General features: G+C 70.5%; 25 protein-coding genes and 1 pseudogene. 14 read left to right on the plus strand and 12 right to left on the minus strand.

Annotated elements, in window-relative coordinates; genetic code table 11:
• The first annotated feature begins 177 nt into the window (after positions 1 to 177).
• The 3 genes from AB0K17_RS24095 (at position 178) to moaA (ending at position 3,202) form a co-directional block, all read left to right on the plus strand.
• Entirely contained in the window at positions 178 to 495 is a 318-nt protein-coding gene (locus AB0K17_RS24095) for a DUF485 domain-containing protein (RefSeq protein ID WP_365969234.1), read from the plus strand.
• Positions 492 to 2,123 carry a cation acetate symporter gene (locus AB0K17_RS24100; protein WP_365969226.1) on the plus strand — a complete coding sequence of 544 codons (1,632 nt, stop codon included), beginning with the start codon at positions 492 to 494 and terminating at the stop codon, positions 2,121 to 2,123. Before AB0K17_RS24095 ends, AB0K17_RS24100 begins: the two co-directional genes overlap by 4 nt.
• Before the next feature lie 89 nt (positions 2,124 to 2,212).
• Positions 2,213 to 3,202: a GTP 3',8-cyclase MoaA gene (moaA, locus tag AB0K17_RS24105; protein ID WP_365984209.1), complete on the plus strand. Its 990-nt coding sequence runs from the start codon at positions 2,213 to 2,215 to the stop codon at positions 3,200 to 3,202.
• Positions 3,203 to 3,218: 16 nt separating this feature from the next.
• Here moaA and AB0K17_RS24110 read toward each other — a convergent pair whose 3' ends face one another.
• Entirely contained in the window at positions 3,219 to 3,473 is a 255-nt protein-coding gene (locus tag AB0K17_RS24110) for a hypothetical protein (protein ID WP_365984210.1), read from the minus strand.
• A gap of 226 nt (positions 3,474 to 3,699) precedes the next feature.
• Positions 3,700 to 4,083, minus strand: a complete 384-nt coding sequence (locus AB0K17_RS24115; protein ID WP_365984211.1) for a DUF3099 domain-containing protein — start codon at positions 4,081 to 4,083, stop codon at positions 3,700 to 3,702.
• Positions 4,084 to 4,304: 221 nt separating this feature from the next.
• Here AB0K17_RS24115 and AB0K17_RS24120 point away from each other — a divergent pair, with 221 nt between their 5' ends.
• Positions 4,305 to 4,580, plus strand: a complete 276-nt coding sequence (locus AB0K17_RS24120) for a GlsB/YeaQ/YmgE family stress response membrane protein (RefSeq protein WP_365969221.1) — start codon at positions 4,305 to 4,307, stop codon at positions 4,578 to 4,580.
• Between the two features lie 67 nt (positions 4,581 to 4,647).
• Here AB0K17_RS24120 and tyrS read toward each other — a convergent pair whose 3' ends face one another.
• The 5 genes and pseudogenes from tyrS to AB0K17_RS24145 all read right to left on the minus strand — a co-directional run bounded on the left by tyrS (position 4,648) and on the right by AB0K17_RS24145 (position 10,044).
• Entirely contained in the window at positions 4,648 to 6,051 is a 1,404-nt protein-coding gene (gene tyrS / locus AB0K17_RS24125; RefSeq protein ID WP_365969220.1) for a tyrosine--tRNA ligase, read from the minus strand.
• 92 nt (positions 6,052 to 6,143) lie between these two features.
• Positions 6,144 to 7,547: a metallopeptidase TldD-related protein gene (locus AB0K17_RS24130; RefSeq protein ID WP_365984212.1), complete on the minus strand. Its 1,404-nt coding sequence runs from the start codon at positions 7,545 to 7,547 to the stop codon at positions 6,144 to 6,146.
• Positions 7,544 to 7,810: pseudogene (locus tag AB0K17_RS24135) on the minus strand (metallopeptidase TldD-related protein); the annotation flags it as partial. The gene AB0K17_RS24130 and the pseudogene AB0K17_RS24135, both read right to left, overlap by 4 nt.
• A 195-nt stretch (positions 7,811 to 8,005) precedes the next feature.
• The gene (locus tag AB0K17_RS24140; RefSeq protein ID WP_365984213.1) at positions 8,006 to 8,719 is read right to left on the minus strand and encodes a creatininase family protein; all 714 of its coding nucleotides are present in this window, start codon (positions 8,717 to 8,719) and stop codon (positions 8,006 to 8,008) included.
• Between the two features lie 32 nt (positions 8,720 to 8,751).
• Complete coding sequence (locus AB0K17_RS24145) at positions 8,752 to 10,044, minus strand: hypothetical protein (protein WP_365984214.1); 1,293 nt, start codon at positions 10,042 to 10,044, stop codon at positions 8,752 to 8,754.
• A 91-nt stretch (positions 10,045 to 10,135) separates the two neighbouring features.
• Between AB0K17_RS24145 and AB0K17_RS24150 the strand changes: the two genes are divergently transcribed.
• Together AB0K17_RS24150 and AB0K17_RS24155 are read left to right on the plus strand one after the other, a co-directional pair.
• Complete coding sequence (locus tag AB0K17_RS24150) at positions 10,136 to 10,591, plus strand: ATP-binding protein (RefSeq protein WP_365984216.1); 456 nt, start codon at positions 10,136 to 10,138, stop codon at positions 10,589 to 10,591.
• The gene (locus AB0K17_RS24155; protein ID WP_365984217.1) at positions 10,591 to 10,791 is read left to right on the plus strand and encodes a hypothetical protein; all 201 of its coding nucleotides are present in this window, start codon (positions 10,591 to 10,593) and stop codon (positions 10,789 to 10,791) included. Before AB0K17_RS24150 ends, AB0K17_RS24155 begins: the two co-directional genes overlap by 1 nt.
• A 296-nt stretch (positions 10,792 to 11,087) precedes the next feature.
• Here the strand turns inward: AB0K17_RS24155 and AB0K17_RS24160 are convergent, their stop codons facing one another.
• The 3 genes from AB0K17_RS24160 to AB0K17_RS24170 all read right to left on the minus strand — a co-directional run bounded on the left by AB0K17_RS24160 (position 11,088) and on the right by AB0K17_RS24170 (position 12,480).
• Positions 11,088 to 11,255 (minus strand): hypothetical protein, encoded by a 168-nt coding sequence (locus AB0K17_RS24160; protein WP_365984218.1) that lies wholly within the window; start codon positions 11,253 to 11,255, stop codon positions 11,088 to 11,090.
• Between the two features lie 18 nt (positions 11,256 to 11,273).
• Entirely contained in the window at positions 11,274 to 11,576 is a 303-nt protein-coding gene (locus tag AB0K17_RS24165; RefSeq protein ID WP_365984219.1) for a hypothetical protein, read from the minus strand.
• Between the two features lie 589 nt (positions 11,577 to 12,165).
• Positions 12,166 to 12,480 (minus strand): hypothetical protein, encoded by a 315-nt coding sequence (locus tag AB0K17_RS24170; RefSeq protein WP_365984220.1) that lies wholly within the window; start codon positions 12,478 to 12,480, stop codon positions 12,166 to 12,168.
• 415 nt (positions 12,481 to 12,895) lie between these two features.
• Here AB0K17_RS24170 and AB0K17_RS24175 point away from each other — a divergent pair, with 415 nt between their 5' ends.
• The gene (locus AB0K17_RS24175) at positions 12,896 to 13,285 is read left to right on the plus strand and encodes a nuclear transport factor 2 family protein (protein ID WP_365984221.1); all 390 of its coding nucleotides are present in this window, start codon (positions 12,896 to 12,898) and stop codon (positions 13,283 to 13,285) included.
• 195 nt (positions 13,286 to 13,480) lie between these two features.
• Here the strand turns inward: AB0K17_RS24175 and AB0K17_RS24180 are convergent, their stop codons facing one another.
• The gene (locus tag AB0K17_RS24180) at positions 13,481 to 15,007 is read right to left on the minus strand and encodes a TldD/PmbA family protein (protein ID WP_365984222.1); all 1,527 of its coding nucleotides are present in this window, start codon (positions 15,005 to 15,007) and stop codon (positions 13,481 to 13,483) included.
• 112 nt (positions 15,008 to 15,119) lie between these two features.
• Here AB0K17_RS24180 and AB0K17_RS24185 point away from each other — a divergent pair, with 112 nt between their 5' ends.
• The 7 genes from AB0K17_RS24185 (at position 15,120) to AB0K17_RS24215 (ending at position 19,173) form a co-directional block, all read left to right on the plus strand.
• The gene (locus tag AB0K17_RS24185; protein ID WP_365969212.1) at positions 15,120 to 15,950 is read left to right on the plus strand and encodes a pentapeptide repeat-containing protein; all 831 of its coding nucleotides are present in this window, start codon (positions 15,120 to 15,122) and stop codon (positions 15,948 to 15,950) included.
• A 144-nt stretch (positions 15,951 to 16,094) separates the two neighbouring features.
• Complete coding sequence (gene fabG, locus AB0K17_RS24190) at positions 16,095 to 16,814, plus strand: 3-oxoacyl-[acyl-carrier-protein] reductase (protein WP_365969211.1); 720 nt, start codon at positions 16,095 to 16,097, stop codon at positions 16,812 to 16,814.
• A gap of 5 nt (positions 16,815 to 16,819) precedes the next feature.
• Positions 16,820 to 17,590 (plus strand): enoyl-ACP reductase FabI, encoded by a 771-nt coding sequence (gene fabI, locus AB0K17_RS24195; protein ID WP_365969210.1) that lies wholly within the window; start codon positions 16,820 to 16,822, stop codon positions 17,588 to 17,590.
• Positions 17,591 to 17,724: 134 nt separating this feature from the next.
• Positions 17,725 to 18,048: a hypothetical protein gene (locus AB0K17_RS24200; RefSeq protein WP_365984223.1), complete on the plus strand. Its 324-nt coding sequence runs from the start codon at positions 17,725 to 17,727 to the stop codon at positions 18,046 to 18,048.
• A 34-nt stretch (positions 18,049 to 18,082) separates the two neighbouring features.
• Positions 18,083 to 18,205, plus strand: a complete 123-nt coding sequence (locus tag AB0K17_RS24205; RefSeq protein WP_344436940.1) for an SGM_5486 family transporter-associated protein — start codon at positions 18,083 to 18,085, stop codon at positions 18,203 to 18,205.
• Positions 18,206 to 18,368: 163 nt separating this feature from the next.
• Positions 18,369 to 18,566 (plus strand): hypothetical protein, encoded by a 198-nt coding sequence (locus tag AB0K17_RS24210; RefSeq protein WP_365969206.1) that lies wholly within the window; start codon positions 18,369 to 18,371, stop codon positions 18,564 to 18,566.
• 88 nt (positions 18,567 to 18,654) lie between these two features.
• Entirely contained in the window at positions 18,655 to 19,173 is a 519-nt protein-coding gene (locus tag AB0K17_RS24215; protein WP_365969205.1) for a histidine phosphatase family protein, read from the plus strand.
• A gap of 18 nt (positions 19,174 to 19,191) precedes the next feature.
• Here AB0K17_RS24215 and serB read toward each other — a convergent pair whose 3' ends face one another.
• Entirely contained in the window at positions 19,192 to 20,421 is a 1,230-nt protein-coding gene (serB, locus tag AB0K17_RS24220) for a phosphoserine phosphatase SerB (protein WP_365969204.1), read from the minus strand.
• Between the last annotated feature and the right edge of the window lie 290 nt (positions 20,422 to 20,711).

Consider the following 20,711-nt stretch of genomic DNA (forward strand, 5'->3'; position numbering starts at 1 on the left):
CAGGACGCCGCCCCCTGTCGCATACTGCGGTGTCACCCTACGATGCGTGATCCGAGTCACAAGATCCCGGCTCGCGCCCCCATCCAAACCTCGTCAGGAGAGGCCGTGGACCCAGAAGAGGCCGTGGGTGCCCCACCCAGTGCACCCCAGGGGCCGGACGAGCCGCCCCGCCCCACCATCCCCGCCCAGCCCGACACCTTCACCGACCTCCAGCGCAGCGCCGAATTCGGCGAACTGCGCCGGGCGCACCGCTCCTTCGCCTTCCCGCTGACCATTGCCTTCGTCAGCTGGTACCTGCTGTACGTCCTGCTGTCCAACTACGCGGGCGGCTTCATGGACACCACCGTGCTCGGCAACATCAACGTCGCCTTCGTCCTCGGCCTGGCCCAGTTCCTGACCACCTTCCTGATCGCCTGGTGGTACGCCCGGCACGCCGCGGCACGCATCGATCCCAAGGCAGAGGCCCTCAAGGCCCGGCTGGAGGCGGGGGAATGAGCACCGGAACCACCGAACTGCTCGCCGCCGGCGGCGCGGGCGAACACCGCACCCTGATCATCACCCTCTTCTCCGTCTTCGTCGCCGTGACCCTCGGCATCACCGTCTGGGCCGGCCGGCAGACCAAGGACGCCACCGACTTCTACGCCGGCGGCCGCTCCTTCACCGGCTTCCAGAACGGACTGGCGATCTCCGGCGACTACATGTCCGCCGCGTCCTTCCTGGGCATCGCCGGCGCCATCTCGCTCTACGGCTACGACGGCTTCCTGTACTCCATCGGCTTCCTCGTCGCCTGGCTGGTCGCCCTGCTGCTCGTCGCCGAGCCGCTGCGCAACTCCGGCCGCTTCACCATGGCCGACGTCCTCGCCCACCGGCTCGAACAGCGGCCGGTGCGCACCGCGGCCGGCACCTCCACCATCGTCGTGTCGATCTTCTACCTGCTCGCCCAGATGGTCGGCGCCGGCGCCCTGGTGGCCCTGCTGCTCGGCGCCACCGGCGAGGGCTCCCGGCGCTGGATCATCGTCCTGGTCGGCCTGGTGATGGTGCTGTACGTGACCATCGGCGGCATGAAGGGCACCACCTGGGTGCAGATCGTCAAGGCCGTCCTGCTCATCGCGGGCACCGTGCTGATCACCGTGCTCGTCCTGACCAAGTTCCACTGGAACCTCTCCACCCTGCTCGGCCGCGCCGCCGAGGCCAGCGGCAAGGGCCGGGCCTTCCTGGAACCGGGCCTGCAGTACGGCAAGGACGGCACCTCCAAGCTCAACTTCATCTCCCTGGGCCTGGCCCTGGTCCTGGGCACCGCCGGACTGCCGCACATCCTCATCCGCTTCTACACCGTGCCCACCGCCCGGGCCGCCCGGACATCCGTGAACTGGGCCATCGGCATCATCGGCGCCTTCTACCTGATGACCATCGCCCTCGGCTTCGGCGCCGCCGCCCTCGTCGGCCCCAAGGCCATCACCGCCTCCAACGAGTCCGGCAACACCGCCGCCCCGCTGCTCGCCCAGGAGATCGGCGGCGGAGCGGGCTCCACCGGCGGGGCCGTCCTGCTCGCCGTGATCTCGGCGGTCGCCTTCGCCACCATCCTCGCCGTGGTCGCCGGCCTGACCCTGGCCTCCTCCGCGTCCTTCGCCCACGACCTGTGGGCCAACGTCATCCGCAAGGGGCGCACCAGTGAGAAGGAGGAGATCCTCACCGCCAAGCTCGCCGCGGTCGTCATCGGCGCGATCTCCATCGCTCTGGGCATCTTCGCCCACCGCCTCAACGCCGCCGCCCTGGTGGCCCTCGCCTTCGCCGTCGCGGCCTCGGCCAACCTGCCGACGATCCTCTACAGCCTGTTCTGGAAGCGCTTCACCACCCGGGGCGCACTGTGGTCGATCTACGGCGGACTGATCTCCTCCGTCACCCTGGTGATCCTCTCCCCGGTCGTCTCCGGCAACGCCAAGGCGCTCTTCCCCGGCCTGAGCTTCGACTACTTCCCGCTCGGCAACCCCGGCCTGGTCTCCATCCCGCTCGGTTTCCTCCTCGGCTGGGCCGGCTCCCTGGCCTCGAAGCCGGCACCGGACCAGGACAAGCGGTACGCGGAGCTGGAGGTGCGCTCCCTGACGGGCTACGGAGCCCACTGAGCCCCCTCCCGACGCCCCCTCCCGCGGCCGATCGCGTACGCTGCGATGCGGCGGTTCCACTGTCCAGTCCGCGGGAGGGGGCGTTCGCCGTGCTCATCGACACCTACGGCCGCGTCGCGACGGACCTGCGCGTCTCCCTGACCGACCGCTGCAACCTGCGCTGCACGTACTGCATGCCCGCCGAGGGCCTCGCCTGGCTGCCCAGGCCCGAGCTCCTCACCGACGACGAGATCGTGCGCCTCGTCCACGTCGCCGTCACCCGCCTCGGCGTGCGCGACGTCCGCTTCACCGGCGGCGAACCCCTGCTGCGGCCCGGGCTGGTCGACATCGTCGCCCGCTGCGCCGCCCTCGACCCGCGGCCCCGGCTGTCGCTGACCACCAACGGCATCGGCCTCGCCCGTACCGCGGCCGCCCTGCGCGCCGCCGGCCTGGACCGGGTCAACGTCTCCCTCGACACCCTGCGCCCGGACGTCTTCGCCACCCTCACCCGGCGCAAGCGCCACCAGGACGTCCTCGACGGTCTCGCCGCCGCCCATGCCGCCGGACTGACCCCGGTCAAGGTCAACGCCGTCCTGATGCGCGGGCACAACGACGACGAGGCACCCGAACTGCTGGCCTGGGCCCTGGAGCACGGCTACGAGCTGCGCTTCATCGAACAGATGCCGCTGGACGCCCAGCACGGCTGGCAGCGGGACGGCATGATCACCGCCGAGGAGATCCTCGCCGGCCTGCGCACCCGCTTCGCGCTCACCCCCGAGCCGGACGAGGCCCGTGGCTCCGCCCCCGCCGAGCGCTGGCTCGTCGACGGCGGCCCGGCCCGCGTGGGCGTCATCGCCTCGGTCACCCGCCCCTTCTGCGCCGCCTGCGACCGCACCCGGCTGACCGCGGACGGGCAGATACGCACCTGCCTGTTCGCGCGCGAGGAGTCCGACCTGCGCGGAGCGCTGCGGGCGGGGGCGACGGACGAGGAACTGGCCGGGCTCTGGCGCAGCGCGACGCGGGGCAAGAAGGCGGGCTCGGGCCTGGACGACCCGTCCTTCCTGCAGCCGGCCCGGCCCATGTCGGCGATCGGCGGATAAGTCCGGGATCGGGGCCTCAGCCGCCCGCAGGGCCCTGCCGCTCCCACTCCTGCAGCGTCACGACGTCCTTCAAGAACCCCCGCACCGCCAGGAACTGCGACAGGTGCTCGCGGTGCTCCTCGCACGCCAACCACGTCTTGCGCCGCTCGGGCGTGTGCAGCTTGGGGTTGTTCCACGCCAGCACCCACACCGCCGCCTCGCGGCAGCCCTTCGCGGAACAGATCACAGCGGGATTCGGAGCGGGATTCGACGCAGTATTCGGGGAGTTCACGCCCCGACCTTAACGCGGGACCGCGTGGACACGGCGACGCCGGGCAGCCACGGGGGGAGCCGCCCGGCGTCGGTCTGTCGCTCCGACGGGGGATGCGGAGCGCCTACGAAGTATGTCACGGGGGGCCCGGAACGGGGCACCGATCCACATGATTGATCTGAGGTTTTCTTGAGCTTGTCACACCGCTCCCACACCCCTCGCGCCGCCTCCCGCCGGCCGCCGACGGTCAGCCCTGGTCGCGGCCTTGATCGCGGCCGGGTGTCTCGCCGGCTTCCGCGACCGGTTCCGCAGGAGCCCCCGTTTGTGCTGCCGGTCCCGTCGTGAGCACCGGCCGGCTCGGCCCGCCGACGAACGCGGTCGGCAGCGAAGGGGCGTTCTCCCGGCCCGCGTTGGCGATGACGACGGCCACGTAGGGCAGCAGCGCACCGAGGACCAGCGTCCCGATCGCCACATGGCGCTCCACGTTCCACAGCACCACCGTGAGGATCACGGAGATCGTGCGGATGCCCATCGAGATGACGTACCGGCGCTGGCGGCCGCGCACGTCCTCCGCCAGGCCCTGCCGGGCTCCGGTGATCCGGAAGACTTCGCCTCCACCGTGCTTCCGCATCACGTTCCACCACCCGATTGCCGTGCCGACGCCCCTCGGGCCGTTACGGGATCCACGTTACGCCGCGCATGTGCCGGGTACGAGACCGGGTCGCCCGCCGCAGGCTCGCACACGGGCGCTCGACGTGCACATACGGCGTACGGATGGCTCCGACGTGCGCCGTAGGGGGCAACGCCCCACAATGGCGGAGCACGGCACGTCGCTCCGTACGAGGAGGCGAAATGAGCTGGTTGTGGGCGATCGTCGTCGGACTGGTCCTGGGCCTGATCGCCAAGGCGATCCTGCCGGGCAAACAGCACATCCCCCTGTTGCTGACGATCATCTGTGGTCTGATCGGCGGCCTGCTCGGCAACTGGGCCGCCGCCGCACTGGGGGTGGGCCACACCAAGGGCATCGACTGGATCCGGCACGCGCTGCAGCTCATCGGCGCGGTGATCATCGTCGCCATCGGCGACCGCCTGTGGGTCGGCCTCAGGGGAAACCGTCAACGAGCGTGATGCACGAGACGGCCGGTGCGCACCTCGCGCACCGGCCGCCTCGTCATGCCGTCATGGCGGACGGCGCCTACAGCCCGCGCAGCTCCGCGATCCTGCGGCCGGCCTTGAGGTAGACCCCGTCCACCGTGCGCCCGGCCAGCAGCTCCCGGGCCACCTCGCCCAGCGGCCGCAGCGCCTCCGCCTCGGCAAGCACCACGGCCTCCTGGCCGCCGGCCGTCTGCAGGACCAGCCGCAGACCGTTCTGCTTGGCCACCCGGCGCGCGGCCGAGGCGCTCGGCTGGAAGCCCAGCACCTTGCTCAGCACCGCCGTCGCCGGCTCCGCGCCGTGCTCGGCGAGGTCGACCACCGGCGTCTCGACGTCACCGAAGCTCTTCTTGGAGAACTGCGCCACGAACCCGGCCCGCGCCGCCATCGCCGCCTCCACGCCGTACAGCGCGGCCACGACCTCACCCGCGAGGACCTTCTTCAGGTCCATCGGGTGCAGCGCCTTCTCCTCCAGGCGGGAGAGCACGAGCGCGATCTCCTCGTCCGTCCACTCCGTCCACGCCTTGAGGTAGGGCTCCATCAGTCGGTCCGGCACCGACATGATCTTGCCGAAGACGTCGTCGGCCGGCGCCGACAGGCCCACGTAGTTGCCCTTGGACTTCGACATCTTCGCGCCGGTGCCGTCCGTGCCCTCGATCAGCGGCATCGTGACCACCAGCTGCGGCGTCTGCCGGTGCACCTCCATGAGCTTGCGGCCCATCTGCAGGTTCAGCAGCTGGTCGGCACCGCCGAGCTCCACGTCGCACTCCAGCGCCACCGAGTCCAGCGCCTGCGCGATCGGGTAGAGCATCTCCGTCATCGTCAGGCCCGAGCCGGCCGCCAGCCGGTTGCGGAAGTCCTCGCGCTGCAGCAGCTGCGAGACCGGCACCTGCGCCAGGACGCCCAGCAGCTCCGGGAAGGTGTACGGCGCCAGCCACTCGCTGTTCTGCCGGAAGCTGACCTTCTCGAAGTCGAAGAACGGCCGGACCTGGTCCCGGTAGGAGGCCAGGTTCCGCGCGATGTCGTCGTCCGTCAGCGGCGGGCGCTCCGCCGTACGGCCCGTCGGGTCACCGATCTTCGCGGTGAAGTCACCGATCAGCAGGGTGACGTCGTGACCCATCCGCTGGAACCGGCTGAGGATGATCATCGGCACGGCGTGCCCCAGGTGCACGTCCGTGCCCGTCGGGTCGATACCCAGCTTGATCCGCAGCCCCTTGCCCTCGGCGCGGCGCGCCTCGATGCGGTCGGCCAGCTTGCTCACACCGGGCAGCACCTCGACCGCACGGCCGGCGATCAGCTCGGCCTGGTCCTTCGGCGACAGGTCGGACAGGTCCAGATAGCGCCTCGCCTTCGTCTCCGTGAGCAGCTGCTCCACGGCCGAATCGGTGGAGAGGTCCTGCGCCAGCAGGGCGCTGACGCGTGCGACGGAGTCGCCGAGGCGTGTCATCGTGGCGTTCCTGTAGTGGGTTGTCGGACAAAGGACAGGGCCGAGTCTAATTTGCCGGGCGGCCCGGCCGCCCGGCAGTTCTTCCCCGGCCGCTACACGCCCCGGCTCACCGAGCTCATGTTGAAGTCGGGAACGCGCAGCGCGGGCATCGCCGCCCGGGTGAAGTAGTCCCCCCACTCGCGCGGCAGCGTCCGCTCCGTGACGCCCGCCTCCGTCGCCCGCGAGAGCAGCGAGACCGGGGACTCGTTGAAACGGAAGTTGTTGACCTCCGCCACGACCTCCCCCTTCTCCACCAGGTACACCCCGTCCCGGGTGAGCCCCGTCAGCAGCAGCGACGCCGGATCCACCTCGCGGATGTACCACAGGCACGTCAGCAGCAGCACCGGCCCGTCATGGCCACTGGCCGCCACCATCTCCGCCAGCGACCGGGTGCCACCCGCGTCCAGCACCAGGTTGTCCGTGTACGGCCGGACGGGCAGGCCCGTCAGCCCGGCACTGTGCCGCGTGGTGAGCAGGTGGGTGAGCACACCGTCGCGGATCCAGTCCGTGGCGGCGATGGGCAGACCGTTGTCGAACACCGACGCGTCGTCCCCCGAAGCCCCCGTCAGCACGAACGGCGCACACTGCAGACCCGGCGCCTGCGGATCGCTGCGCAACGTCATCGGCAACTCCGACAGCCGCTCCCCGACCCGGGTGCCGCCACCGGGCCGCGAGAAGACCGTACGGCCCTCGGCCGCGTCCCGCGCCGAGGCGGACCACTGCTGGTACACCAGCAGATCGGCCACCGCCGTCGGCGGCAGCAGCGTCTCGTACCGCCCCGCCGGCAGCTCGGTGCGCCGCCGCGCCCACCCCAGCCGCTCCGCCAGCTCGGCGTCCAACGCCAGCGGATCGACGTCGGCGAAGTCCCGCGTGGCCCGCCCCGCCCACGCACTGCGCGCACGGTCCGGGCTCTTGGCATTGAGCTCCAACGTGCCCGTCGGCTGGTCGTGGCGCAGCCGCAGCCCCGCGGAGGTGCCCAGGTAACTGGAGACCACCTCGTGGTGGGCGAAGCCGTACAGCTCCCGCTGCGCCGCCCGCGCCCGAGCGAAGGACTCGCCCAGCGCCGGCGCGAAGGCGTCGAAGACGGCCGAGGAGGTCTCGGCGGGCGCCTCCGTGAACGCCGCGTCCTGCGGCACCCCCGTCACCAGCGGCTGCGCGTCCTCCGCGGGCCCGGCCTCCCGCGCCGCGGCCTCCGCCGCCCGCACCAGCGGCTCCAGCTCGTCCACGGTGACCGCCGACCGCGACACGACCCCCGAGGCCGTGCCCTCGGCCCCGTCGACGGTCGCCACGACCGTCACACTCCGCCCCCGGGTGACACCGTTGGTCGTCAGGGCATTGCCGGCCCACCGCAGATTGGCGGTCGACCGCTCCTCGGCGATGACGACGCACCCGTCGGCGCGCGACAGCTCCAGCGCGCGCTCGACGATCTCGTGGGGCTTGTGCTGGCGAGGGCTCACTGACCGGCCTCCTGGGTGGTGTTGAGGATGTTCACGTTCCTGAACAGTGCCGACGGGCAGCCGTGGGAGACGGCGGCGACCTGGCCAGGCTGGGCCTTGCCGCAATTGAAGGCGCCCCCCAGGACGTACGTCTGCGGGCCGCCGACCGCCACCATGGAGCCCCAGAAGTCCGTCGTGGTCGCCTGGTAGGCGACGTCCCTCAGCTGTCCGGCCAGCCGGCCGTTCTCGATCCTGAAGAACCTCTGACCCGTGAACTGGAAGTTCACCGCCGGGTCGGGGGGTATACCCCTCTGATCGGCGTTTACGCAGGTCAGGGTGGGTTTCACGGTGTGCCCCCAATCCCCGTTGATACCGGTTGAAACCGGACTGGACGGGGTCCGGTGATGACTTCGTGTCGACCTGCCGATCACCTTAACGCGGGCACCCGAAGACCTCGCCTGACCCGTTTGGGCGACCCTTCATCCGGGCGCGATGATCTTCAGATGGGCCTGAGCGGACCGCGAGAAGCTGTCCAAGATTGCCTTCCCCTTGGCGGCCGTGGCGAGCGAGGGCTGTCCGATGACGCCGTTCGTCGTGTAGCCGGCCATGCCCAGGGTGAGCAGGTGCGGGCGGCTGGGAGCCGAGTGGTCGTCCTCGTCGATACCCTCCCGCACGAGGTGCGGGGCCCCGTGGAGGAGCAGGGAGACCTCGAACTCTCCGCCGTGCATGTCCTCGGCGCTGCTGCTCTCCAGCTCGGCGTCGGCGCGCGCCCGGGCGCGGTCCTCGCTGACGGGGAAGAGGGCGACGCGGGGGCCGGTGACGTTGAGCTCCTGGACGACGTTCTGCAGGACGTAGTTGCCGCCGTGGCCGTTGACGATGAGCAGGCCCGGGACGCCGGAGGCTTCGAGGCTGCGCCATATGTCGTGGACCATCGCGTAGAGCGTCCCGGCGCTGATGCTGACGGTGCCGGCCATGGGGGCGTGCTCGTGGGAGCAACTGATCGTGATCGGTGGCAGCAGGAAGAGACCGTGATCGTCGGCCAGACGGCGAGCGATCATGCAGGCGATGGCCGTGTCCGTGATCAGGGGCAGGTGATCGCCGTGCTGCTCGAAGCTTCCGACGGGCAGGACGGCGACGGCCGGGCCGCGCTCGCGCTCGTCGCCGGAGGTGGCTTGCGTGATCAGATCGTCCATGGGCACAGCTTTCCGCACTTCAATCGATCTCGTCATGCCGCGAACCGGTCGCGAACGATCTCGAAGCGCTCAAAGAACGTCGCCACCGCCGGGACAGCCTTCTGGCCATCGACGGCTCGGGCCACCGACGCAAGCTCGGCGAACGTCCGGCCCGATCCCGTGTGCGTCACGATCGCGAGGGCCTTCGTCGCAGCCTCGGCGCCCTGCTCCAGGTCGCCGGCCGTGACGTGGGCGCGTGCCAGCCGCGCGAGGTAGACGCCGCGGTCGTTGCGGTACACAGGCGGGAGCGCAGCCAACTGCCGCTCGAAGAGCTCAACGGCCCGTTCGGGCTGCCCGAGGTCGATCCAGCAGTTCGCCCGCTGGATCTCGATGTAGGTCGGCGTGCAGTACGAGGTGTCGACGCTCGACTCCCCGGTGTCCGCGGCCGCGACGAGTGCCTGGGCTTCGTCGAAGTTGGCAAGGGCGGCCTTGGGGTTGCGCTGCAGCGCGTACGCCTGGGCCTCCTGCTGCGCCGCCAACGCCGTCAGGCGCGGAGTGAGGTCCGGCAACCGCTGCGCGGCCCTGGCCAACCCGATGGCCTTCCCAGCGCTGGCCCTGGCGGTGGCCTGGTTGCTCTTGCGGAAGAGGACGTACGCCTGCATGTGGTCGTCGGCTGCTTCCTGCGCCCACTCCATCGAGCGGTCCGACCAGTACGCGGCCGCCTTGAAGTCGCCCAGGTCCTGGTACAGCCACCCGATGAACTCGGCCACCTTGCCACCCGTGCGTAAGAGCGCGTCGCGGTGGCGGCCGGCCGCGGTCTCCAGGAGGCGGTTGACCGTCCTGGCGTGCTCGATCACAGCAGGGATGCTGTGCCGGGCACCGAAGTAGTTGGCACCGTCGTAGTGCTGGGGCAGCTGGTCCTCGATGAGGTTCACGATGAACTGCGGGTCCGCCTGCTCGTGGTCCAGGTCGACGGACCACGCGTCGTCCAACCCGTCCCCGGCGGGCACCCACAACTCGCCCTGGCCGGTCGCCCGGGCCTCAGCGGCGCTGCCCTCCTGCTCCCACTCACGGCGCGCCAGCCCGAGCATGTGGCCGGGGATGCGAAGCCCGTCGGCGATGTCCTCGATCACGGTCATCTTGATGACGTCGCGCTGTCCCTTGAGGATCTCGCCGGCACGGCTGGGTGTCATGCCGCAGCGGCTGGCGATCAAGGAGGGGTAGATGCCGGCGCGCTTGGCCAACCGGAAGATCGTGGAGAAGTCGCGGGCCCGGCATGCGTCGATCATCTCGGCACTGTCGAGCACGCGCGCGAGAAAGCCCTCGGGGGCCTCGTACCTGGGCATGAACAACGCTCCGGGAAGGACGGATACGTCTTGAGTCATGGTGCGGCGTACCCGGTGATGTTACCCACGGTGGGTAATCACGGTGGTCTCCTTGCGCGAACGACTTTTCGTGATGCTGATCGGCATGGAGAGACAGCCGGAGATTGCCAAGGGGCAAGAGGTGAAGCGGTTTTGGCCGCGGCACCGCCGGTGCGTCGGTCTCGCCCGCGCTGAGCTGCGCAAGGCGCTCGCGGACTGGGGCCTGGCGCTGTTGGAGGACACGGCCCTCGTCGTGCTCTCCGAACTCATGACGAACGCGGTGGTTCACGCGAAGGTGTCACCGGGCCGCCAGATCGCGACGTCCTTCCGCCGTGAAGCGGACGGCGTACGCATCGCGGTGGACGACGCCTCGGAGGTACGCCCCGTCCTGCGCCCTCAGGACCCGGAGAGTGGTCGTGGGCTCCACCTCGTCTCTCTGCTGTCCGCGCAGTGGGGAGTCGACGACCGCGCGGGCGTCGGGAAAACCGTGTGGGCCGTGGTGACGGTCCCTGTCGAAGGATGGATCTGATGCGTCTGCTCGCCTACATGCTCCAGCGCGGCGACCTCGTGCGCGACGGTCGGGAGGAGCGAGAGGTGAAGGACGTCCGCCGGCGTTCGGATGACGTCATCGTGGCCTTCAAGGAAGGTGGTCCGATGCGCGTGGATGCCAACAAGCAGCCGCAGGTTCAGCGCGGCTGGTCGCACTCCAGACGCGACGAACGCCGCTGAGACGCACCTCATCAGGTGCCCTACGAGCGGGCGGGAGCCGTCGCAGGAAGGGCCTCGGCTCCCGCTCTCCAGATCCCCGATTCACGGGTTCGCCGCTGGTTCTCCCTCCGTTGACCAGCGGACGGACAACACACCGATCAGGGGCCCGTCCGATTGGTCCGAACTTCCCCAACGAGACGATCCCCGGGGCCCCAATGCTGCTCCGGGGATCGCCTGACGGGCATGGACATACGCCGATCACCGTTCGCTCGCCGACAGCGATCGATGCCCAGCCAAGAAAGGTCGAAGGCCGTGATCTATTGTCTGTTCCGTGCGCCGGGCGAGCCCACCTTGTTGATCAGCAGGACGTAAATTCCGCCCATAATGAAGGTGATGGCGTACTGAGCCCAGTCGTTGTCGTCCAAGAGCTTATTGACGACAACGAGCGCTATGACCCAGACGAGAGTAGCGATGATCTTGGCCATCGTTTTTGTTCCCCAGGGTTAGGTGAGGGAGGACAGGCAGGCCGTGGCTCCAGCGACGACGACCTTGGAGACCACATCGTTCATCTTGTGACCGCTCAGCAGCGAGGCGCACGCGTTCTTGTCCTTGTAGTACGTGCACATCGTCCGCCGCTCGCCGACAGGGTCGACCAGGACGACAGGCGGCGCAACCTCGGCCACAGGGGCCACAGCCTCGACTGCGGGCTGGGCACTCGTGGTTGCGGAGGCGGTGCCCGCCGTACCGGTGATCAGAGCACCACCGAGCAGGGCAACGGAAAGGACGCTGGATAAAGCACGCTTCATTTCTGGATTCCCCTAGTCCATTGAGGGGTGGCCTGGTCAGGAACTCGCCCCGGCGACAGCGGAAACCATAGGTTCAAGATCGACACCAGGGAAGGGGGGCAACAAGCAACCGGATCTTGGCTAAATATGCGCTCCAAAGGTCTGTGTCATTCGAGTCGTCAGCCGGACGCTCAACCCACGACGATGGCAGATCGAGCGGAGCGTCTCCGCCGGGCTGAGCCACACCGCGGCAGCAGCCAGCTCCCCCTCAGCCATGGCCGGGCGGTGCGGTCTCCTTACGCTGCTGCAGGGGAGACGGCGCGAGAACGGCGGCCAACCTCCCACGGTCCTGCATTCCGAGCACCGGACCCGCGCCCCCCACTTGTCCCCTCGTAGCCAGCCATGTTCTGACCTGCGCCACGACGAACCTGCTGTCGGCTCACCACCGGTAGTGCTCTCCAGCCAGGGCCGTTCCGCCTGGCCCTGGCCGGTCGCCTTCGCGCTTCAAGGGGGCTGTATCGGGTGTGGGGCGCCCCGGCCGCCCGATCAAGGGCGCGCCGCAGGCGCGCCCTTGAAATTCGTAGACGCCGCCCGTACTTGATCGGGCGGCTCAGAAGATCGGTGTCTGAGCCTGGACCTCGGCGAGACCCTCTTCCATGGTCAGCGACGGCAGCACACGAACGCTGTTCCACTGGGGGAATCGAGCCTCCATGAGGAAGCGGTCGACATTCTCGGCCTTGTCGGACCGAACGACCACGACCACCGTGTGCTCGCGGTTGACGAAGGGACCGGCCACGATGTCGACCCCTGCCTTCTGGGCCAAGTTCGGCAGGTCAGGAGCGATCTTCAGCAACAGGTCGCGCGTCGTCGCGTTGGCGGTCGGACAGGTGTCCGGCGTGTGGGTCGCGAGCAGGACGAAATGCATCTCAAGGCTCCCTTCCACTCATCCCCCCTGATTTAAGGCTAGGCCGCCAGGTGCGCCTTCGCGACAGCCGCTCGGGACCTCGCTCTTCGAAGGAAGGGTCGCACCCGCGGGCTCCGTATCGCGGATCCGCGCAATGGCAGCTCCCGTTCCCTGACCACCTATCGCTGGAGGCCACAGCGGTTCTGTTCGTCAGCTGCCTTCGACGGTGGCAATGTGGAAGATGTGAACGCCGGGCACGGCTGGCCGGTGCCCCCGAGGACGGGGCCTTCACGATCGAGATCCAGCCGGCCATCGGCGGAGAGTGACGCCTACGGCCCGCCCACGCGCTATCCGCTTGGCTCGCAGCTCGTGCTCTGTGGGACCAGCATGGAAGCAGGCAGACCCGACTGGCCTCCGGACGACGGGAGAGGCAACGATGGCCGCCGACAACCGGAAACTGATCAAGGATGCGTACGACGCCTTCGGGGCCGGCGACATCCCCACGGTGCTTCGGGCTTTTGCCGAGGACATCACCTGGCACGTTCCGGGGCGCAGCCCGCTCTCCGGCGACTATCGAGGGCACCACGAACTCGTCGGATTCTTCAAGCGGGTCATGGAGCTGTCCGAGGGCACATTTCGCATCCAGATCGACGACGTGCTCACGGATGAGTCCAGGGTCGTCGTCCTGTGCACGATCAGCGCAGAGCGCAACGGTCGGACCTGGTCCTCGCCGGAAGTGCACGTCTGGGGCATCGCCGGCGGCAGGGCCGTCTCATTCCGCGAGTTCCAGGGGGACCAGCAGACCGAGGACGAGTTCTGGTCGTGACCGGTCCCCACGTTGATCCAGACGAAAGTCCCTAGGTGGTTCTCCGGTCTGCCGGTCTGCCGGTCTGCCGGTCCGCCGGTCCGCCGGTTCGCCTTCGTCTGCTTCGGTCCGGCCCGGCCCGGCCTCGGCCCGTCCTCGATTCGCCGTGATGACGTGTCGACCTGGTGCAGACTTCGGGCTCCCCGGCGATCACGGTCAGGCGGCTCCCGCCTCCTCCGCCGTGTTCAGGATGTTCACGTTCCTGAACAGTGCCGACGGGCACCCGTGGGACACCGAGGCGACCTGGCCCGGCTGGGCCTTTCCACAGTTGAAGGCCCCTCCCAGCACGTACGTCTGGGGTCCTCCCACCGCCTCCATGGAGCCCCAGAACTCCGGGGTGATCCCCTGGTACGCAAAGTCGCGAATCTGACCCGCTAGGCGGCCGTTGCGGATTGCGTAGGCCCTCTGACCCGTGAACTGGAAGTTGTACCTCTGCATGTCGATGCTCCACGACCGGTCGCCGACCACGTAGATGCCCCGTTCCACGCCCGCGATCAGCTCCTGCGTCGACGGCCCGTCGGGGGCCGGCTGGAGGGAGACGTTGGCCATGCGCTGGACGGGGACGTGGGCGGGGGAGTCGGCGTAGGCGCAGCCGTTGGAGCGGCCGAGGTCCATGAGGCGGGCGATGCGGCGGTCGGTCTGGTAGCCCACCAGGACGCCGTCGCGCACGAGGTCCCAGGACTGGGCGGCCACGCCCTCGTCGTCGTAGCCGATGGTGGCCAGGCCGTGCTCGGCCGTGCGGTCGCCCGTCACGTTCATGATATCCGAGCCGTACTTCAGCGTGCCCAGCAGGTCCGGCGTCGCGAACGACGTGCCCGCGTAGGCGGCCTCGTAGCCCAGGGCCCGGTCGAGCTCGGTGGCGTGGCCGATGGACTCGTGGATCGTCAGCCACAGGTTGGACGGATCGACGACCAGGTCGTACGCGCCCGGCTCCACGCTCGGCGCGCGCATCTTCTCCGCCAGCAGCGAGGGCATCTGCGCGAGCTCCGCGTCCCAGTCCCAGCCACCGGCGCCGGTCAGGTACTCCCAGCCGCGCCCGGCGGGCGGGGCGAGGGTGCGCAGCGAGTCGAAGCCGCTGTCCTCGTCGACGGCCACGGCGGTGACCTGCGGGTGCAGCCGCACCCGCTGCTGCGTGGTGACCGTGCCCGCCGAGTCGGCGTAGAACTTGTTCTCGTGGACGGTCAGCAGCGACGCGTCCACGTGCGCGACGCCCTCCGCGCCCAGCAGCCGCTCGCTCCAGTCGGCCAGCAGCCCGCTCTTCTCGCCGTCCGGCACCTCGAACGGATCGATGTCGTACGAGGAGACCCAGGTGCGCTCGGAGTGCACCGGCTCCTCGGCCAGCTCCACCCTCTCGTCGGACCCGGCGGCCGCGATGATCTTCGCCGACAGCTTCGCCATCGCCACCGCCTGCGACGCCACGCGCGCGGCCGCGTCCATCGTCAGCTCCACGCCCGAGGCGAACCCCCAGGTCCCGTTGTGCACCACCCGCACCGCGTAGCCCAGGTCCGTGGCGTCCGAGGAACCCGCCGGCCGGGCGTCCCGCAGCCGCCACGAGGCGCTGCGCACGCGCTCGAGGCGGAAGTCCGCGTGCTGGGCGCCCAGGGCCCGCGCCCGCGCGAGCGCCGCGTCGGCCAGGGGGCGCAGCGGCAGCGCGAGGAAGGACGGATCGATCTCATGCGGCACGGTCCACGCTCCTTATCGGTGTGATTGCAGTGAACGATGCCGTTAAGGTGTCGTGGCCTGCAACGTCACCCACCCGGCCGTCCACCGTGCGGCCCCCGGAAGGAAGCACCCCGTGCCCGCTGCGACACCCGACCGGACGGCCCTGCAGGGCGACTGCGGCAGCTGCTTCGGGCTGTGCTGCGTGGCCCTGCCCTTCGCCGCCTCCGCGGACTTCGCCGTGGACAAGCCCGCCGGCAAGCCCTGCACGAACCTGCGGCAGGACTTCGGCTGCGGCATCCACGCCCGGCTGCGCGAGAAGGGCTTCACCGGTTGCACCGTCTACGACTGCTTCGGCGCCGGACAGAAGGTCTCGCAGGTCACCTTCGGCGGCCGCGACTGGCGCAGCAATCCCGAGCTGCGGCAGCCGATGTTCGAGGCGTTCCCCGTGGTGCGCCACCTCCACGAGCTGCTGTCGTACCTCACCGAGGCGCTGGCCCTGCCCAAGGCCCGGCCCCTGCACGCCGAGCTGCGCACGGCGCTGGAGGAGACCGAACGCCTGACGCTGGGCACCCCCGAGGAGCTCGCCGCCCTCGACCTCGCGGCCCACCGGGAGGGCGTCAGCGCCCTGCTGCTGCGCACCAGCGAGCTCGTACGCTCCGCGGCCGGCCGCAAAACCCGCAACCACCGCGGCGCCGACCTCATGGGCGCCCGGCTGCGCAAGGCCGACCTGCGCGGGGCCAATCTGCGCGGCGCCTACCTCATCGCCGCCGACCTCGGCGGCGCGGACCTGCGCGGCGCCGACCTCATCGGCGCGGACCTGCGCGACGCGAACCTCGCCGGCGCCGACCTGACCGGCAGCCTGTTCCTGACCCAGCCGCAGGTCCACGCCGCCCGCGGCGACGCGGCCACCAAGCTGCCCGCGGGCCTGAGCAGGCCCGCCCACTGGACGCCCGCGGGGCGCTGACCTCGGGCCCAGCTTTTCTGTAGAGATCCAACAGCGACCGCCGGTTCCCCCTGTCGCAGGTCGCTTCTCGCTTCGGCGACCTCTACCGATACGTTCGGTGTAGTCCGCCAGGATTCAGGGATACGACAACGGAAGGGTGATCCTTTGAGCCGCTCGGTTCTCGTCACCGGAGGTAACCGGGGCATCGGCCTCGCCATCGCCCGAGCCTTCGCCGACGCCGGCGACAAGGTCGCCTTCACCTACCGCTCCGGGGAGCCGCCGACCGAGCTCGTGGACCTCGGCTGCCTGCCCGTGAAGTGCGACATCACCGATCCGGAGCAGGTCGAGCAGGCCTACAAGGAGATCGAGGAGAAGCAGGGCGCCGTCGAGGTGCTGATCGCCAACGCCGGCGTCACCCGCGACCAGCTGCTGCTGCGCATGTCGGAGGAGGACTTCACCTCCGTCATCGACACCAACCTCACCGGCACCTTCCGCGTCGTCAAGCGCGCCTCCAAGGGCATGCTCCGCGCCCGCAAGGGCCGCGTCGTCCTGATCTCCTCCGTCGTCGGCCTCCTGGGGTCCGCCGGCCAGGCGAACTACGCCGCCTCCAAGGCCGGCCTGGTCGGCTTCGCCCGCTCGCTCGCCCGCGAGCTGGGCTCCCGCAACATCACCATCAATGTCGTCGCGCCCGGCTTCGTGGACACCGACATGACCCGTGTGCTCTCCGACGAGCAGCGCAAGGGCATCGTCGCCGGCGTCCCGCTGGGCCGCTATGCGCAGCCCGAGGAGATCGCGGCCTCGGTCCGCTTCCTCGCCTCCGACGACGCCGCATACATCACCGGAGCCGTCATTCCCGTCGACGGCGGATTGGGCATGGGTCACTGATCACCATGAGTGGAATCCTTGCAGGCAAGCGCATTCTGATCACCGGAGTCCTCACCGAGGCCTCGATCGCCTTCCAGGCCGCCAAGGTCGCCCAGAACGAGGGCGCCGAGGTCATCCTCACCGGTTTCGGCCGCCTCTCGCTCGTCGAGCGCATCGCCAAGCGGCTGCCGAAGCCGGCGCCGGTCATCGAGCTGGACGTGACCAACCAGGAGCACCTCGACGGCCTCGCCGACAAGGTGCGCGAGCACCTCGGCGACGACGTCCCGCTGGACGGCGTCGTGCACTCCATCGCCTTCGGTCCGCAGGGTGCCTTCAACTTCCTGGAGGCCGGCTGGGAGGACGTCTCCACCGCCGTCCAGGTCTCGGCGTACTCCTACAAGTCCCTGGCCATGGCCCTGCTGCCGCTGATGCCGGCGGGCTCCTCGATCGTGGGCATGACCTTCGACGCGCAGATCGCCTGGCCGAAGTACGACTGGATGGGCGTGGCCAAGGCCGCACTGGAGTCCACCAACCGCTACCTGGCCCGCGACCTCGGCCCCAAGGGCATCCGCTGCAACCTGGTCTCGGCGGGCCCGATCAAGTCGATGGCCGCCAAGTCCATCCCCGGCTTCGAGGAGCTGGCGGACGTGTGGAACCACCGCGCCCCCATCGGCTGGGACCTCACCGACCCGGAGCCGACCGGCCGCAGCATCGTCGGCATGCTCTCGGACTTCTTCCCCCGCACGACGGGCGAGATCATCCACGTCGACGGCGGCGTGCACATGATGGGCGCCTGACCCTCCCGTAACCCCCCGCACCACCCCGCGCTGCCCGCGCCGGCCGTCCGCCGGCGCGGGCAGCGTGCGTTCCCGGGTCGTGCGGACGCCGCCGCGCCCGCACACTGGTGGCGGGAGCTAGGAGGTGGACGGTCATGCGCTTCCCGTTCCGCCGGGCGGCGCTCACGGTGGTGCTCGGCGCCGTCGCCCTGACGGCCGTCACGGCCGCGGCACCCTCGCCCGAGCCGGCGCGCGAGGCGGAGTGCCACACCCGCGTGCGCGGCTCCCACGTCACCGCCCGCTGTTACAACGGCAACGCCACCACCGACCGCGTCCAGCTGCACGTGAGTTGCGCCCACTGGTGGGACCCGGCCATGGACACCGCCGCCGTCGCCGTCGGGCCCGCGGCCCGTGTCGTCCTCACCCAACGCTGCTGGCTGCAGGTGCGCAGGGCGTGGGTCACCCACACGCCCGGGTGAGGCGGGCACCGGCCGGGATGGGACACTGGGTGCCATGCCCGTCCTCGAACCGCACCCGGACCCCAAGAAGGGCCAGAAGGCCCTGCTGACCATCCTCGGCGCGATGCTCGGCATCACCGTCGTCATCGCCGTGATTGCCACCTTCGCCGCCGGCTGAGGCCACGACCCCCGCCCGGGGGTGGGGCTGTCCCCACCGTCCCCTAGGGGACGACGCCAGGGTCGTCTGGGTGGCTCACCGGATGGGAGCCGCCCGCCCGGCTCCGTAGCGTCGAAGGTGCACCGCGGCTCCGCGGTGCGTCCGACGTCCGGAGGCGATGCGCGTGTCCCCCAACCGGCTGCCGTGGTGGGCCGTGGTGCTGCCCGTCGTGGTGTTCGTGGCGCTGTTCTGCCTGCCCGCGCTGCGCCCGCCGGCCTCCGCCGTCTCCGCGGACGGCGGGCGCCCGGCCGCAGGTGCGGGTACCGTCGTCGTACAGGTCCTGCGCCTGGCCCGGCAGGTCACCGGGCACCCGGTGCCGTGAGCACCCGGCCGGGCGCCCGCCGTCCGGCGGGGGACGAGGCCCTCAACACCCCGCGCCCCGCCACGGGTTTCGTGCGAAGCTGGACGGCATGAGCTCCGAACCGACCCGCAGGATCATCATCCTCCGGCACGCCAAGGCAGAATGGTCCGACGCCAACGACCACGAACGCCCTCTCGCCGAGCGCGGCCGCAAGGACGCCCCCGTCGCCGGCCGCTGGCTCGCCGGTTCCGGCATCACACCCGACCTCGCCCTGTGCTCCACCTCGGTCCGTACGCGCGAGACCTGGAAGCTCGCCGTGTCGGAGCTGCCCGAGCGCCCGCGCACCGTCTACGAGGAGCGGATGTACGAGGCCTCGCTCGGCGAGCTGATCGCCCTGCTCAACGAGGTCCCCGAGGACGTGCAGGACGTCGTGCTCGTCGGCCACAACCCGGGCATGCACGCCCTCGCGGACGCCCTCGCCGGCGAGGCCGAGGGCGATCTGCTGGCCCGGATGAACCGTTCCGGCTTCCCCACGGCCGCGATCGCGGTGCTGGGCTTCACCGGCTCCTGGAAGTCCGTCGAGCACGGCGTCGGCAGGCTCCTCGCCTTCTGGGCCCCGCACGCCTGAGCCGGGCCCGGGCAGGGGTCACTCGTGAGTGTTGGCCGCCTCGACCTCTTCGCGGGTGACCCCCAGCAGGTACAGCACGGTGTCCAGGAAGGGTACGTTCACGGCGGTGTGCGCCGCCTCGCGCACGACGGGCTTGGCGTTGAAGGCCACGCCCAGGCCGGCCGCGTTGAGCATGTCCAGGTCGTTGGCGCCGTCACCGACGGCCACCGTCTGGGCCAGCGGCACGCCCGCCTCCGCCGCGAACCGGCGCAGCAGCCGCGCCTTGCCCGCGCGGTCCACGATCTCGCCGGTGACCCGGCCGGTCAGCCGGCCGTCCACGATCTCGAGGGTGTTGGCGGAGGCGAAGTCCAGGCCGAGGCGCTCCCGCAGGTCGTCCGTGACCTGTGTGAAGCCGCCGGAGACGACGCCCACCTGGAAGCCGAGCTGCTTCAGCGTCTTGATCAGGGTGCGGGCGCCGGGGGTCAGGCGCACCTCGGCGCGGACCTTGTCCACCACCGACTCGTCCAGCCCCGCCAGCAGGGCCACCCGCTCGTGCAGCGACTCCTCGAAGTCCAGCTCGCCGCGCATGGCCCGGGCGGTCACCTCGGCCACCTCGGCCTCGCAGCCGGCGTGCGCCGCGAACAGCTCGATGACCTCGTCCTGGATGAGCGTGGAGTCCACGTCCATCACCACCAGCCGCTGCGCCCGCCGCTGCAGGCCGGCGGCCACCACCGCCACGTCCACGCCGAGCGCGGCCGACTCGGTGGCCAGTGCCGTACGCAGCTTCTCCGTCTCGGTGCCGGACACCGCGAACTCCACGGCTGTCACCGGGTACTTCGCGAGGCGGAAGATGCGGTCGATGTTGCCACCGGTGTCGGTGATGCAGGCCGCGATGGCGGCCGTCGACTCGGCGGTCAGCGGGTGACCGAGCACGGTGACGTGGGAACGGCCGGTCCCGCGCGGCCTGTTGTCTCCGCGACCCGAGATGATCTCGGTCTGCAGCCGCATCGACTCGGCCCAGCTGTGCACCGTCGCCCGCAGGTTCCCCTCGGCGGGCGCGCCGCCCGCGGGGGCGGTGACCAGGGCGCACAGTGTGATGCGGCCCCGGGTGACGATCTGCTCGATGTCTATGACGTCCACCGCGAAGGCGGCAAGCGTGTCGAAGAGGCCGGCGGTGATGCCGGGGCGGTCCTTGCCGAAGATCTTGACGAGGAGGGTGGGGACGTCGTCGCCGGCGGCGACAGGCGGGGTCTGCGATGCGGCGCTCATGGTGCTTCTACGGTAGCCGCCCCGGGGTGCCGCCCCCGCGGCCGGGGCGGGCGGTGTCGATCAGCGGTTGCCGCCGCGTGGGCGCGACACGGCAGCCCGTCTGCGGGCGCGTGGTGGCTTGTCGCGCCCCCGGCGGCCCGCAGTCGACGTGCCATCCCGCGCCCCTTACGGGGCGCTGCACGACCCGCCGGACTGGCCCTAGGTGTGTTGTTCGGCGAGGTTGGTTCCGCGGCTGGCGGGTGTGTGGCCGCCGATGCCGGTGTGGGGTCGGTGGTAGTTGTACCAGTGCA

Origin of the sequence: Streptomyces sp. NPDC049585, assembly GCF_040675615.1 — a bacterium.
Lineage (GTDB): Bacteria > Actinomycetota > Actinomycetes > Streptomycetales > Streptomycetaceae > Streptomyces > Streptomyces luteosporeus.